This window comes from Naumannella halotolerans (assembly GCF_004364645.1).
Classification (GTDB): domain Bacteria; phylum Actinomycetota; class Actinomycetes; order Propionibacteriales; family Propionibacteriaceae; genus Naumannella; species Naumannella halotolerans.
This window is the reverse complement of record NZ_SOAW01000002.1, coordinates 513,304-527,467: the sequence shown is the minus strand read 5'-3', so window position 1 is coordinate 527,467 and position 14,164 is coordinate 513,304. Positions and strand designations below refer to the sequence as shown.

Here is a 14,164-nt window from a genome sequence, read left to right as displayed (position 1 = left end):
TCGTTCAGCGCAGTTCGTTTGCGACCACGCCATTGAGTGCGGTGTCGGCTCGCGCAATCCCCCGCGCCACCGCTTCTCCGTAGACCGCGGGGAACTGGATCGGCATCAGTCGCAACTCAGGCCGTCCACCCACCGAGAGACAGGTGGCGATCATCGCATTCCGCCCTACCGCGGTCCCGCGTATCCGAATCAGTTCTCGTTCACTGCGGTCGCGGTTCTGCTGGGCACGCAACTGGTCTGTGACATAGGAGATGTCCTTGGGTACGAAATGGGACACGATACGCGGACCGAAACCGAGCACGGTAGCCCCGGAATGGGTTCGCTGACCGTCGAACCGCTGGGCGGTCTGCTGCACCACGTCGTTGATCCAACCCGCTGCGCCGGGCTGAGACATCGAGACAACCCGATGTGTGTCCAAGCGACCGTTCGCGTCCGGAGCCTCGAAGACCGAGAACAGCGCATCTCCCATCAGGTCATTGCGGGTGGTGCTGCTCAAACCCAGTTCGACATTGCTGAGTCCGTTGATCAATCCCGAGAATGACCCGGAGGAAACCGAGGCCCCCACTGCGCTCCGATTGCCGACCGCCGTACCCACGCCGACCGAACCGGACACTGTCGACCCGAACATCCGCAACTGATGGTGCAGCACACCGGTGATCGCTCCGGCAGTCTGCGAATCGAAGTGACGTTCGATCTCCACCAACCGCGCATTCTGAACCCGGTACTCGCCTTGGGCCCCGCCGTAGGCGGTGCCACCGTCATGGGACAACAGCTGCTCGAACTGTCCGGCCAAGGACTCGGCCAGGGCCCAGTCGCGCCGGTTGTAGGCATTGGCCTTCTGCTCACCGATCACCCCCACGGCCAGAAGCACAACACCGAGGAGACCGGCCAGGGCGCCAAGAGCGATCGGCCCGTCGGCCAGGACGACGAGCAGTGCCAAGGCCACCAGCGCGATGCCCCAGCCCAGATGTTTTCGCCGCTGGAATGATCGGGCCGCCGGGGAAAGGGAGGGCGGATTGGTCATGGCCCGAATGTAGGCCAGGAGCGGCTGCGGCGTCATCGATCATGTCGCGTTCTCCGCCAACATTGCCGCTCCGATCGGTTCACCTGCGAACTCCCCCAATCGATTCGACCGCCCGGGAATGCAGCGACGGGCAGCGGTCGTTACGTTGGGAGTGAGGCGGTCGATGCACGATGGATCGATCGCGAGGACGACCAACGGTCGTACGCCAACCGGACCGGTTGTCGGCACCGCGCACAAGGAGAAGTGATGAGCCAAGTCCCGAACGTGACCCTGAACGACGGACGCGAAATCCCGCAACTGGGATTCGGTGTGTACCAGGTCTCCACCGATGACATCGTTCCGGCGGTCTCCAAGGCCCTCGAAGTGGGCTACCGCCACATCGACACCGCCGCGATCTACGGAAATGAGGAGGGTGTCGGCCAGGCGATCGCCGAATCCGGCATCCCGCGTGAGGATCTGTGGATCACCACCAAGCTGTGGAACAACCGCCACGACGATGCTCGGGCGGCGCTGGAGGAGAGCTTGGGCAAGCTCGGGCTCGACGCGGTCGACCTGTACCTGATCCACTGGCCGGTCGCCGGACAGAATCTGCATGTGCAGGCCTGGGAATCCCTGGTCGAGTTGCAGAAGGCCGGCTTGGCCCGATCGATCGGTGTCTCCAACTTCACCGAAGATCATCTGAACGACGTCATCGATGCCACCGACGTCATTCCCGCGGTGAACCAGATCGAGGTGCACCCGACGCTGACCGTCGAACACTTGATCAAGTACAGCACCGATCGCGGGATCAAGATCGAGTCCTGGAGCCCGCTCGGCCAGTCCGCCGACCTGGAGAACCCGACGATCACCGAGCTCGCCAAGACCCTCGGCCGCACCCCGGCCCAGGTGATCCTGCGCTGGCATGTGCAGAAGGGGTACATCGTGTTCCCGAAGTCGACCACCCCGTCGCGGATCGAGGAGAACTTCGACATCTTCGACTTCGAGCTCTCTGCCGACGACCTGAGTGCGATCGACGCCCTGAACGCCGACAACCGGGTCGGTCCCGACCCCGCCACCTTCGACCTGCGATGAGCCGAACCGCTCACTGACGCCGGGCGTCGGACCCTCGGGTCCGGCGCCCGCTTCGCGTTCGGCTCGGCCACCGAGATTCCGAGCACGATATTAGGTAAGCCTAGCCTTTTCATGTCATGATCGGTCGGTAGTCGTCCCGAGGGAAGCCATCATGCGCCATCGCCCCCCTGCCGTCGCCGCGACGTGCATTATCAGCATCACCCTGCTCACCGCCTGCGCCACCGGCACCGGCACCGAACCGACCGAAGAACCGGTCGCCTCCCTGGTGCAGACCATCCGCACGCCCGCTGGTGCGACCATCGAACTGCCGAGCGAGCCCCGGGCCGCCCTCGGGTTCTACACCACCGACATCGACATCCTGCTGACGCTGGACTACCCGCTGGCCTCGTCGCAGCCGGTACGCGACGACTTCACCAACTTCCCCGATTTCTTCCCACTGGCAGAACTCGAGGGATTGTCGACCTTCACGAACTACCCCGAGTTCAACTTCGAGGGCGTCGCCGCGGCCGAACCCGATTTTGTCCTGAACGGCCTCGGGTACGACACCGAGCTCGACCCGAAACTGCAGGAGATCGCACCCACCTACACCTACAACGCCTTCGACGGTGGTGACTGGCGAGAACCCGTCGCGCAGACCGCCAGCGACCTCGGGCGGGAGGAACAGTGGCAGGCGTGGAACTCCTCCTACGAGCAGCGGGTGGCCTCCATCCGTACCCGATTGGACGACGCCGGCATCGACCCGGTGGTCGCCGCACTGGACCCGGTCGATGAGGACGGCTCCGGGGTTGCGGCGTGGAACGGCGTACCGTGGCTGGTCTTCGACGACCTCGGACTGCGCACCGCTGAGGTGGCGGGGCCGAGGACGGGCTGATTTCGTCCGACGGGGTGGAACTGGCAGCGGAGAACTACGGTGAACTCGACGATGTCGACATCATCTTCACCGGCCGGCAGGAGGACGGCAGCGTCAGCCTGCTGGACAACGAAGGCCTCAGCTCGAACGAACTGTGGACCCAGATCCCGGCAGTGCAACAGGAGAACATCGTGCCCTACAACTACGAGATGCAGTACGGCTCCCCCAGTGGCCAGGACGCCTTCCTGACGATCGTGGAGGAGGCTCTGCTCGGATGAGCGAGATCAACCTGGTCCATCGCTGCATCGTCCAGCGGGCAACCCGGCTGTCCCCGTCGTTCCTCCGGATCGTGCTCGGCGGGGAGGGTCTCGACGGGTTCGTCACCTCCGGGGTGGGTGATGAGTACCTGCGCATCTTCTTCCCCGAACCGGGATCCACCGAGCCGGTCCTGCCCGCGCCGAGCGGCGACCGCGGCTGGGAGTACCCCGACGGCGTCACCCCCTCGCCGATGCGTACCTACACGGTGCGCGCGTGGGATGAAACCCGCCGGGAGCTGACGATCGACTTCGTCGTGCACGACGGCGGTATCGCGGCGACCTGGGCGCTACGGGCGAAACCCGGCGACGTCGTCGGCGTGAACACACCCCATCCCCTCTACGACGCTCCCGAGGGCATCGGCTGGCAGCTGCTCGTGGCCGATGCCACCGGTCTGCCGGCGGCGGCGCGGCTGGTCGAACTCGCCCCGCCGGGAGTCCGTACCCGGGTCGTCCTCGAGGTGTCCGACGAGGCCGACCGGGTTGCGATCGACGTACCTGCCGGTATCGACCTGCACCTCGTCCTCGGCGGCAACGGGCACGGACCGTCCCAGCTGGGAGCGATCGTGGAGGCAGCGGCGTTGCCGGACGGCCCGGGTTACATCTGGGTCGCCGGGGAGGCGAAGACCACCCGGGCGGTCCGCAAACTCCTCCGCCACGAGAAGGCGCTGCCGAACGGCGCCTACAAGGTGATGGGCTACTGGACGGAGAATGCCGAACAGTGGCGTGATCGGTACGAGAGCCTGCCCGCCGCCACCAAACAGCATCTGCTGGACATGTGGTCCGACGAGTCACGGGACGCCGACGAGATCGAGGACGACTACATCGCCGAACTGGAGCGCCTGGGTCTTTGAGCCCGCAGTCAGTTCGGCTCGATCTCCCCGGTGACCGGATCGGCCCGGCCGAGCTCCGGCTGCCGGCGGACAGCGACATCCAGCAACATCTTCCAGGCTGCCGGGATCTCGCGCAGTTCGCCGTACCACCAGGTACGGGAGTTGTCCCGCACGCTGGCATCACCGACCGCGATCGCGTCGACGCCGACCAGCCGACAGGTCGTGACCGCGCGAGGCAGGTGGTAGTACTGGCTGATCAACACGACCTGGTCGTAGCCGTAGACCTCCTTCGCCCGGACGCAGGTGTCGTAGGTGTCATATCCGGCCGGATCCTCGATGATCACCTCCGCCGGCACCCCCTGGGCGATCAAGGTGTCCTTCATCGCGGCCGGCTCGCTGTAGTACGGCTCGGAATTGCCCGAGACGATCACCGTCGACAACTTTCCCTGCTCCCACAGGGTTGTCGCCTGGTCGAGGCGGCCCTGCAGGAACGGGGAGGGGACACCACCGGACCAGACGGCGGCGCCGAGCACCACCCCGACCGAGTCGTCGGGGGCTTCGGCGACGTTGAGCACGCGACCCTGGCTGCCGAATTGCACGACCACCCAGGGCGTCATGGTCAGACAGAAGAGCGCAAGCAACACTGCCGCCGCGGTACGCCCGGGCCGGCGACGGCGACGGACTTGGCGCGACACGGGAAAAGGATAGGCGCTCCCGGCACGTTCCCCATCAGCCGACGGGTCGATCCTTCGCCCGGGCGGGCTCGGGCGCGGGTGCGTCCAGCGCGGCGAGCATCCGTACCAGCACCTCGCGAAGCTCCGAGCGTGCCGGTTCGGCCAGATCGGTGCGGTAGCCGACACCGGCAGGAATCCAGCTCATTCCGTACATGGTCTCCCGGAAATCGGCCCCGCCCACCGGCCAGCGGGTACGGTCGGCGGACTCCTCACTGGCGCCTTGCGCCCAATGGCCGAAGTGCTCCTTCACCTGGTCCAGGGGCAGTTCCATCACCACCTCGGTCTCCACGGGTTGGCGTTGCCAGGCACGAGCCACCTGGAGGAAGTCCGCCACCATTTCGGGGCTCAGGTCCCGGCGCTGGAAGGTCAACCGGGTGTGGAAGACCTCGCTCAACCGATCCACCCGGAAGGTGCGCCAGTCATCGCGGTCGAGGTCGAAACAGAGCAGGTACCAGTGGCGGTCGGCGGGTGCCAGGGTGTGCGGTTCGACCCGCCGCTCGGTCTGCGTACCAGCGGCGGAGACGTAGCGGAAGCGGACCCGTTCGCGATCTCGGCATGCCATGGCGAGCTCGGCCAGGACCTCGGTGGAGACCGCCGTCCCCTGGCCGAGACCGGCGGGTTGGACGGCGCTGGCCAAGGCGTTGACCTGGGTACGCAGGCGGGCCGGCAGCACCTGCTCCACCTTCGCCAGCGCGCTGAGGGTGGTCTCCGGGCCGTCGATCAGGCGTTGGGTCGCCGCCACCCGCAGACCGATGGCGATGGCGACCGCCTCGGCATCGGTCAGCAGCAGCGGGGGCACCGCCGTACCGCCCTCCAGCCGATAGCCACCGAGCGCGCCCGGTACCGACTCGACCCGGTAACCCAGCTCGCGCAGACGGTCCACATCGCGCCGGATCGTCCGCTCGGTGACGCCGAGCCGGCCCGCCAGCTCCGGGCCGGTCCAGTGACGATGGGTCTGCAACAGGTTCAGCAAGGTGAGTGCGCGGCTGGTGGTGTCCGACATGGGAGAAGGATGACAGTCTTCGAGGACAGAAACGGTCCTGGTCGTCGGTCGCGCGTCTTGGCCCAGCCGGCTAATAGAACCCTGGATACACCTCTTCCAACCGGAGTGCACCTGCCCATGAATCACACTCGGGAACATCCAACCCGGCCACCCACACCACGCAGGTCTGATCCAAGAACTCCTGCATGCCCATCGCCCGAGCACTCGGCAAACTCCAGCCAACCTGATAGATCGTCAGCCCTTCACGAAACACGGCGTCCCACCGCGCACAGGTCTCCGCCTCGCAATGCGTTCCGTACACTGCGACCTGACCGTCCTCGGTGTTGTAGATGATGGAGCTTGCCCCGGTTTCCCGGTCCATGTGGTCCTTCACCTGACTACGACCGATTCGCTGATCCTGGAGGGCCTACTTCGGCACAAACTCCAGATCGTCACACTCCTGCACCAACTCCAACGCCCGCCACGAAGCGCATACCTGTTGCGCAGCCTCATCCGCCGAAGCCAACCGATTCGGCCCTGCCACGACGTCGACGTAAACAACCAAGTTGTTCAGCGGAGCGTACGTAGCCCAAGCTGCGCACCCATCCCCTTCGCAGTAATCAGCGACAACCGTCATCCCCAGCGGACCATTCGAAGCATTGAACTCCGTGTCCTCCGGACCATCGGGGGATTGCGCGAACTCACTCATGAACCAGGCTTGAATCGGATTCACATACCGCCCCAGAAACTCGAAGTTTCGATATTCGTCAGGACCCGGCGAGTACTGCCGCATTCCGGGAGCCGAACGCGAAATCTCGTGGAATCCTGGCAACTCGGCCACCATTCGATCAAGCTCCTGCTCTGACGGCATTTCACCCTGCGGACCCCACGGAAGTGCAGCCACAAGTACACCGGCGAGCAAGGTGGCTGCAACCCCAGCCGAGATAACCGCTGTTTTCCTAGTCACGCATCGGCCTCACTTCCACGTTCGGCAATTGCCGGCATTTCTAACGAACGTTCAGTCATCTCGGTCACTTCCCCCACCACGCGTGGTTTCGCCACAACTTCCCGAACCCGATCACGTTGTTGGGAGGATAAACTGCGCCGAGACGGCATCAGCCAGCCAGACAAGCTCGTTTCCTTGGTAGACTTTTGCGCCGGACAACACTGCTGCAGGAGCCAATGGAAAAAATGATCGGATGGGAACTCTTTCTCCACCGACCGATGCAGCGGTCTCCCGGTCCACTGAGAGGTGCACAAACTGACGCCCCATCGGGAGCAAGCCGTTGATCTGTAGTTGCCGCCATGTCTCCGGCGCAGTGCCGTGGAACAGCAGTCCGGGCGGAGCCGCTTCTTCGCGCTGGATCCGACCCGGCACCGAGTGACCATAGAGCGCCCGAATGCGGTCGTCACGAAGTTCGTGGCGGCGCTTAGTCGCAGACCTCAGCATCTGACGCAGCGCCGGTCGGCCCACCGACCGCCAAGCGCCACCCTTCTCGTTCAGGGCTGCAAGCAGTTGGTCAACCGGCACCCAGCCCTCTTCGTCAAGCTCGAGCTCATAGACCCAAGGTTCGTGACGAAACGCATGAGAAGCAGCTCGGCTCAGATCGACATCTCCAACGGTCACGACAGGAACTCTTCCGAAAGCCACTCGACATGGGCCATAGGACAGAGTAGACGTTTCGGCCGCTTTGCCCGGTGCGGTGGTCGTCATCGCTGCCGGCGCGTGCGGACGGTCGATGATCGTCTCAAAGAGGAGGCCGCGTAATGGGAGCTTGCCTCGGTTTCCCGGTCCAAGTGGTCCTTCACCTGACCACGACCGATTCGGTGATCCTGGAGGGCCTACTTCGACACAAACTCCAGATCGTCACACTCCTGCACCAACTCCAATGCCCGCCACGTAGAACATACCCGCTGCGCCGCCTCATCCGCCGATGTCCGTTCAGGGGAGGTCACGTAGCTGGCATACAACACCACGTCATCGAATGAGCTGTAGATCGCCCACGTGTCGCACTGGCCGTCCTTGCAAAAATCTCCGACGACCTCCGACCCAGCGACACCATTCACGACAGAGAACTCGCTCACCTCTGGCCCGTTCGGGCCCTCGAAGGCAATCCCTTGGAGTGCACTCCAGGTCTGGATCGGATTTTTGTAAGGCCCATGAAAACTTACGATCATCACACCCTCCTGGCGTAACGAGTACTGCCTGTACCCGGGCTCTGAGCGACGGATACCGTCATAGTCCGGGTCCTGACTGATCAGCTGATCGAGCACCTGCTCGGTCGGAACCCCACGTGGAGAACCCCACGGCAATACCGTCAGTATCACGCCACTGACAAGAAGTGCCACGCTCGAAGCCGCGACTGCCCTACGCCAAGTCATTCCACGGCCTCACTTTGCTCGTATTGCGGTCAACGTCGTTCCAGTCGGGGCGGGTCAAATTCTCCCGGATCGCGGCAGCGAGCTGAGCATCAGAGACGCCACCCGCGCCATAGCGGCGGTACAAACTCACCCCGATACGGATCGACAGCTGGTCTCCAGCATCATCACGCCCAGCCAGGGAGCTCGCGGCGCCCTCAGACAGCGCCTTCTCCGAAAAGCCCGCGACTGAACCGATGTAACCATAGTGAATATTTGACCACACGTCATAGTTCAATGCTTTCCGCCCACCACCCGGCACCCCCGTCCGGTGGGTGCCTGTCATCCGTTCAAGCTTTAGTTTGTGATCCCATCCACTAACCGGGGCGCACCAATTCACCCGTGGCACGCAAGGACTGCCGAACACCTGCAACCCGAAGATGATCTTCCGCTGCCCCTGCCCATGTAGGACAGGGTCGACGTTTCGGCCGGTTTGCCCGTGCGGTGGTCGTCATCGCTGTCGGCGCGTGCGAGCGGCGCAACGCAGTAACATTCCCGCGGGCGTCGACCAACGTGGTGGTGGCGACCCCACCCGCCGGTGGGGATGCCTGGTTGGCAAGCTCGACCGGACCGGTGATTCCCCACCCCCCTGGCCCGACTACACCGTCAGTCCTGCACTTTCTTACCGGTCTCGTAGATCAGTCGCTCTGCCTGCTCCTCTGCAGACAGGATCTTGGCAACATCCTGTGCACGCGAAGGCACGCAGTCAACCGATATAACGTTGCTTGACGAATACTCAATCAGCGCACCCAACTCTAGAAGGGCGAACACTACCCTATCGCTATTGAAGGCGTTTGTTCCTGCAAATATGACCCTAAATACGTATCGACCAGAACGGGATAGCACTCGCTTGACGACGTATTCATGATTGGTCTCCACGACGTCACCGAGTGCCAGATCGTACACAAGAAACGGGATACAGCAAACCTCAAACGTATATTCATCGATCTGTCTCGCCCACAACTGTTCGGTAAACGTCTCGTCATCAATCTGAAACTTTGCCGCTATTATGAAATTGGATCGATCTCGCCATATTGGACTCGAGTGCGTAGCTTCCTTGTTACTCAATTTGGCCACCACCCCGCAGGCCATAGACCCTTAAGTCCCTCAGGGGGAGTTTTAGGAACATCACGATTACCTTTCGATGCATTACAGTGTGCACAGTTCGTCTGACCATTCTCAATACTCGCTTTACGGAAGTTGTCGACGGACTCACTGAAGCCTCTATACCATTGCGGCGTCCCCCCACTTGCCCTAACAGGAAGCCCCAACTTGGTCCCAAATTGTCCTTGCGCTACCGACAACTTTCCCTGCTTGAGCGTAACCCGGCGCGGTTCCCCATACGCGTAAGGACGGGAAAGTTTTACCGGTCCACGCTTTGTCCAGGCTGATTCTCGTTGCCTCCAGTAAGAGCGACTGCTCTGCTTGGACCAAGAATTCTGATATGCGTGGTGTTCGTTGCGGCCACGACTGCGTTGGTAGTTGTATCTGGTGTAGTTGCGTCTGACGGTGCTTGCGACGCTCCTCCGATAAGCCTTGGGCGTACCCATGTTGCCGTCGTCGGGTCGGAGTCCGGTCGAATCCGGCGGCTTGGAGACGGGGTTAGCGTTGCCGTAGGAGTAGGCATTCCACTGGTTGGGACTCGACGGATCGAGCAACGGATCCGGGGGTCAAGCAGCGGCCCGTGGCGGGGTCTAGTCACGGGTGCCGATCCGGGTGATTCCGACAGCCGGATCGTTGCGGCCGTTGGCCAGGGCCCTTGTTCGATACCGACCCGGTTTGCGGACCGCGGACCTCACCGTAAGGATACGACCGACGCGCTGACAGGTCTTCGGTCGCGGATGTTCACCCTGTCCGACCGGGCCATCAAGCGCTCCAGTAGGACGTACCTCCGCCCGGTAGCGCGACTAAGACTGCACTGTCAGGCCAAGCCACCATCCAAGCCTCAAAGTCCCCGCTTGGCAATACCTTCAGGATCCAGCCTGAATCGAACTCCATCATCAAGGACCCGAAATCACGATCGACACAAACCCGTTCAACCTCCCTGCGACTGAAGAAAACTCTCCACTTCTCCTCAAGCCCACCACTACCCACATCCAGCGTTGCTGCTTGAACACCAGTTCCCGCTACGACACATTCGGTTTCTATCCTTATCGCCACCCCCCCAATTAGTTCGAAAGCCAGGGAATATTCGGCAGTAAAAGAGGCCACCAGTCCGGATATTCCGAGGTCGATCATAGTCACCATCCTGCTGGAAGATTGAAGGAACCGTCAGGCTTCATTCGCGAGTCGGTCGAGTAGCCAGCGATGCGGTTCGAGAACGCGTCCTTGACCGCGCAAAGGTAGAGCTTCCCCTCGCCGGTGAGGAACCGGTAACCGAACTCGGGGTCGTCGCGGTGGGCGTCGAACAGGGCGTTCGCGCGATGGGTTTCGACCCAGCCCACGGACGAGCGGGTAGATCATTTCCCGGAAGATTCGCCTGCGACAGATACGCCGCAGCACGGCGCAGGACCTCGTTCTCCTGCTCAAACAACCGGATCCGCCTCCTCGCCTCACGCAGCTCGGCGTTCTCCGCAGAGGTCGTCTCGGGCTTGAGCCCGTCCTCGACATCAGCGGCCTTCAACCAGTTCGCCAGACACGTCTCACTGATCCCGAAATCGGACGCGACGTCGACCAGACGGGTCCCCGGCTCACGGCCACGAGCAACCCGGACGACGTCCTCACGGAACTCCTTGGGATATGGCTTCGGCACGATACACATCCTTCCAGCAGCACCTCACGACACCACCGATCAGATGTCACCTACTCATGCAGCAGTCCCCATCGCGAGTCCTAGATTTGGGGGCTCGCTCGGGGGGCCAGCCGTCTAAGCAAAGACTTAGCAACACATAAAAGGGTATCAACAGCGAATCTCAAAGTTGCCGGTCGACCGCCGAGTACCCACGGCGAACTACTTGATCAGCTACCGGATCCCCGGTTGCGCCGTTTCCCGGTATTCATCGCCTGGACCCGACCTGGCGGGATCTCCCGGCCGCGAGCGATCAATTCCTCCGGTACGGCCACCGGTGCGGAGAAGGCCTCCGCCAAGGGCCCGGCCTGCGGCAACAGGTTCAGCGCGGTACGCAGGGTGAACTGTCCCGGTGCGATCGAGGACAACCGCTCCCAGGCGACCGGGAACGAGACCGGCAGGCCGGGCCGCACACGTGGGCTCCAGACCGACGCGACACTGGCGCCGCCCGCCCGGCTGCTGTCGACGAACACCCGCTCACCACGCTCCGACCGCAGGAACTGTGTCGTCGCCACCGACGGATCGGCCTGGGCCACCTGTTCGGCCAGGGCCCGGGTGGCAGCCGCCGCATCGTCGATGTCCACCCCGGTCACCGGCACGGCGATGTGCACTCCCTTCGAGCCGCTGGTCTTGATCACCGACGGCAACTGCCAGCGATCCAGTACCTGACGTACCACCATCGCCGCAGTGATCACCGCATCGAAGCCGAGTTGCTCGGGCGGATCGAGATCGATCAGCAGGCAGTCGACCCGATCGGGCCAGATCAGCAGCGTCGGATGGAACTCCACCGCCCACTGGTTGGCGAACCACAACAAAGTCCGCCGGTCGGCACAGAACGGGTAGCGCACCATCCGCTGGGAGGCGTTCGACCAGATCTCGACGGTCGGAATCCACTGCGGGGCGTGCTTCGGCAGGTTCTTCTGCATGAACGGCTGCTGCCCACCACGAGCACGCATCACCGTCAGGGGCCGCCCGGCCAGTTGCGGCACCAAGAGGTCGGCGATGGCATCGAGATAGTCGACCAGTTCCCGCTTGGTCGCTCCGGCGCCGTCGTACAGCTCACTGTCCAGACTGGTCAGTTCGACCCCGTCGCGGACATCGTCGACCTGCTGGCGCCGCCCGGCCATCAGTCGATCCGACGCAACCCGATCCGGGTACGGATCTCGTCGGGTTGCCCGCCCACATGCACGATGTGATCACCGACGACACTGAGCTGGCTCCGGTGACACCGCAAGGCCTCAACCAGCACATCGCGATACCCGTCCAACTCGAACCAGTGAGTCCCCTCCCCCACCTGGCTCGAATCCAGGATCTCGGCCACCGGCACCCCGGCCTCACGGCCGGCCCGTAGCCCGGCGGTGTGCAACCGGACATGATCAGGATGTCCGTACCCGCCGATCTCGTCGTAGGTGATGATCAGATCCGGCTGGGCGAAGTCGATCATGGCCCGCAGATCGGCCAGCACCTCCTCCTCGGCGGCACTGGTCAAGGCATCCGGTCCGCTGTCCGGTCCCGGGCCGGCCAGGCCGTTCGGCATCCATTCCATACCCGAATCGGCGTACTGCCGTGGTGGCGCCGATTCGGCGCGGGCGGGCGGTTCGCCGAGATAGGCGTGTTGCACTCCGCCGAGCGCATCCAGTGCGGCTGCCAGTTCGGCGCCGCGGGCCGCACTCAACTCCGCACCGGTCAGCTCCGGCGGCAATGACCCGGCGACGATCTCACCCTGTTCACCCCGGGTAGCGGTGAGCAGGAAGACCTCGACCCCGGCATCGTTCAGGGCGGCGATCAAGGCTCCGGTGGCGATCGTCTCGTCATCGGGATGCGCATGCAGGAAGAGCACCCGCTGCACACCGACGAACGGCTCGGCCCGGTTGATCATCGACGCACCCGCCGATGGCTGCTGACTCATGTATGTCCCCATCCCAGAAGATGTCGATAGGCCGCGGTCAACCGTTGTGCCGCCCCGGGCCAGGTGAATCGACCGGCCCGATGCAACCCGCTGGCCACCATCGCCCGATAGCGGTCACTGTCGGCCAACAACGCCGCCAGGCCGCGCGCCCAGTGCTCCGGATCACGGTCACCGAAGACCAGTCCGGAGTCGTCGTCGACGACCTCGTTCAGTCCACCCGCACCGGCCCAGATGGCGACCGGGGTGCCACTGGCCAAGGACTCCAAGGCGATCAGCCCGAAAGTCTCCGAATACGACGGCACCATGGTCACCGTCGCCGACCGGAGCATCCGGGCCAGATCGACCCGCTCCTGCGGACCGGTGAACACCACCTGCCCGGCCAGCCGTTCCTCCGCGATCAACGAGACCAGGTCATCGGCATAACCCTGATGATCGGCCGAGGTGTCCCCGGCCAGCACCAACCGCGGCCGCAGCTGCGACGGCATCCGGGCGATGGCACGGATGGCGAGATCTGCGCCCTTCAGCGGTTGCAACCGGGCGGCGAAGACCGCCACCCCGGTCGACGGGACCTCCCTCACCCCGATCGTCGCCCAGTCGAAAAGCTCACCATCGGGACCGAACATCTCCGTGTCCACACCGGGCCGGACGATCACCGTCCGAGCCGGGGCAGCACCACAGCGACTGATGATCGTGTTCGCCTCGTTCCCGCTGACCGCGATCACCAGATCCGATTCGCGGGCGATCTTCGACTCCCCGGCGATCCGGTCCGGTGATTCGGGGGGTTCGCCGGCAGCCAACGACGCACCGGGCAGTGCCGCCACCGAATGGAAACTCTGCACATGCGGGATCCCGAGCCGGCGCGCCACCGGGAGCGCGGCCACCCCGGACATCCAGTGCTGGGAATGGATCAGGTCCCATCCGGTGTCGGCGATCGCGTCCAGCTGCTCGGAGAACACCCCGATCAACTCGTTCTGCCGGGACTTCGCCACCGGTTCGGCCGGCCCGGCCGTCACCCGACGCAGGGTCACCCCGGGTCGCAGCTCCAACAGCTCCCGCTGGTCGGCCCCGCTGCGGCGGGTGATCAGCTCGACGTTGTGGCCCAGCTCGGCCAAGGCATAGGCCTGATGCAGCTCGACCACGTTCATCCCGCCGGCATCACCGGACCCGGGCCGATCATCGGGCGAGGTGTGCATCGACACGTACGCCAGGCGCAGCGGTCTGTCCTCGATGTGCACGCACCG

17 protein-coding genes and 1 pseudogene are annotated in these 14,164 nt (G+C 63.9%); 4 read left to right on the top strand and 14 right to left on the bottom strand.

What is annotated here, in order from left to right; genetic code table 11:
- Positions 1–4: 4 nt before the first annotated feature.
- Positions 5–1,024 carry a hypothetical protein gene (locus tag CLV29_RS13595; RefSeq protein WP_133755606.1) on the bottom strand — a complete coding sequence of 340 codons (1,020 nt, stop codon included), beginning with the start codon at positions 1,022–1,024 and terminating at the stop codon, positions 5–7.
- 246 nt (positions 1,025–1,270) lie between these two features.
- Here CLV29_RS13595 and CLV29_RS13590 point away from each other — a divergent pair, with 246 nt between their 5' ends.
- From CLV29_RS13590 to CLV29_RS13575, 4 genes are all read left to right on the top strand, one after another.
- Complete coding sequence (locus tag CLV29_RS13590) at positions 1,271–2,095, top strand: aldo/keto reductase (protein ID WP_133755605.1); 825 nt, start codon at positions 1,271–1,273, stop codon at positions 2,093–2,095.
- Between the two features lie 151 nt (positions 2,096–2,246).
- Entirely contained in the window at positions 2,247–2,966 is a 720-nt protein-coding gene (locus CLV29_RS13585) for an ABC transporter substrate-binding protein (RefSeq protein WP_133755604.1), read from the top strand.
- Between the two features lie 14 nt (positions 2,967–2,980).
- Positions 2,981–3,223: a hypothetical protein gene (locus tag CLV29_RS13580; protein ID WP_133755603.1), complete on the top strand. Its 243-nt coding sequence runs from the start codon at positions 2,981–2,983 to the stop codon at positions 3,221–3,223.
- Positions 3,220–4,113 carry a siderophore-interacting protein gene (locus CLV29_RS13575; protein ID WP_133755602.1) on the top strand — a complete coding sequence of 298 codons (894 nt, stop codon included), beginning with the start codon at positions 3,220–3,222 and terminating at the stop codon, positions 4,111–4,113. The genes CLV29_RS13580 and CLV29_RS13575 overlap by 4 nt, the downstream gene beginning before the upstream one ends.
- An 8-nt stretch (positions 4,114–4,121) precedes the next feature.
- On the opposite strand, the gene CLV29_RS13570 is transcribed toward CLV29_RS13575, so the two are convergent.
- From CLV29_RS13570 to CLV29_RS13510, 13 genes and pseudogenes are all read right to left on the bottom strand, one after another.
- Positions 4,122–4,787 (bottom strand): SanA/YdcF family protein, encoded by a 666-nt coding sequence (locus tag CLV29_RS13570; RefSeq protein WP_133755601.1) that lies wholly within the window; start codon positions 4,785–4,787, stop codon positions 4,122–4,124.
- A 34-nt stretch (positions 4,788–4,821) separates the two neighbouring features.
- Positions 4,822–5,829, bottom strand: a complete 1,008-nt coding sequence (locus CLV29_RS13565; RefSeq protein ID WP_133755600.1) for a helix-turn-helix transcriptional regulator — start codon at positions 5,827–5,829, stop codon at positions 4,822–4,824.
- A gap of 70 nt (positions 5,830–5,899) precedes the next feature.
- Complete coding sequence (locus CLV29_RS13560; RefSeq protein ID WP_133755599.1) at positions 5,900–6,190, bottom strand: hypothetical protein; 291 nt, start codon at positions 6,188–6,190, stop codon at positions 5,900–5,902.
- A gap of 45 nt (positions 6,191–6,235) precedes the next feature.
- Entirely contained in the window at positions 6,236–6,652 is a 417-nt protein-coding gene (locus CLV29_RS13555) for a hypothetical protein (protein ID WP_133755598.1), read from the bottom strand.
- A 234-nt stretch (positions 6,653–6,886) separates the two neighbouring features.
- On the bottom strand, positions 6,887–7,435 hold the full coding sequence (locus tag CLV29_RS13550) for an RNA 2'-phosphotransferase (protein ID WP_208292959.1): 549 nt from the start codon (positions 7,433–7,435) through the stop codon (positions 6,887–6,889).
- A gap of 215 nt (positions 7,436–7,650) precedes the next feature.
- Positions 7,651–8,157, bottom strand: coding sequence for a hypothetical protein (locus CLV29_RS13545; RefSeq protein WP_133755596.1), 507 nt, complete (start codon positions 8,155–8,157; stop codon positions 7,651–7,653).
- Positions 8,158–8,176: 19 nt separating this feature from the next.
- A complete protein-coding gene (locus CLV29_RS13540) occupies positions 8,177–8,566 on the bottom strand; it encodes a polymorphic toxin type 44 domain-containing protein (RefSeq protein WP_279586492.1) in 390 nt (129 codons plus the stop codon).
- A gap of 266 nt (positions 8,567–8,832) precedes the next feature.
- Positions 8,833–9,303, bottom strand: coding sequence for a DUF4265 domain-containing protein (locus CLV29_RS13535; RefSeq protein ID WP_166649277.1), 471 nt, complete (start codon positions 9,301–9,303; stop codon positions 8,833–8,835).
- A gap of 789 nt (positions 9,304–10,092) precedes the next feature.
- Positions 10,093–10,464 carry a DUF6188 family protein gene (locus CLV29_RS13530; RefSeq protein WP_133755593.1) on the bottom strand — a complete coding sequence of 124 codons (372 nt, stop codon included), beginning with the start codon at positions 10,462–10,464 and terminating at the stop codon, positions 10,093–10,095.
- Between the two features lie 38 nt (positions 10,465–10,502).
- Positions 10,503–10,987 (bottom strand): annotated as a pseudogene (locus tag CLV29_RS17235) (transposase); the annotation flags it as partial.
- A gap of 197 nt (positions 10,988–11,184) precedes the next feature.
- Positions 11,185–12,141: a DNA polymerase domain-containing protein gene (locus CLV29_RS13520; protein ID WP_133755592.1), complete on the bottom strand. Its 957-nt coding sequence runs from the start codon at positions 12,139–12,141 to the stop codon at positions 11,185–11,187.
- On the bottom strand, positions 12,141–12,923 hold the full coding sequence (locus CLV29_RS13515; RefSeq protein ID WP_208292957.1) for a PIG-L deacetylase family protein: 783 nt from the start codon (positions 12,921–12,923) through the stop codon (positions 12,141–12,143). The genes CLV29_RS13520 and CLV29_RS13515 overlap by 1 nt, the downstream gene beginning before the upstream one ends.
- On the bottom strand, positions 12,920–14,158 hold the full coding sequence (locus tag CLV29_RS13510) for a glycosyltransferase (RefSeq protein WP_243831931.1): 1,239 nt from the start codon (positions 14,156–14,158) through the stop codon (positions 12,920–12,922). The genes CLV29_RS13515 and CLV29_RS13510 overlap by 4 nt, the downstream gene beginning before the upstream one ends.
- Between the last annotated feature and the right edge of the window lie 6 nt (positions 14,159–14,164).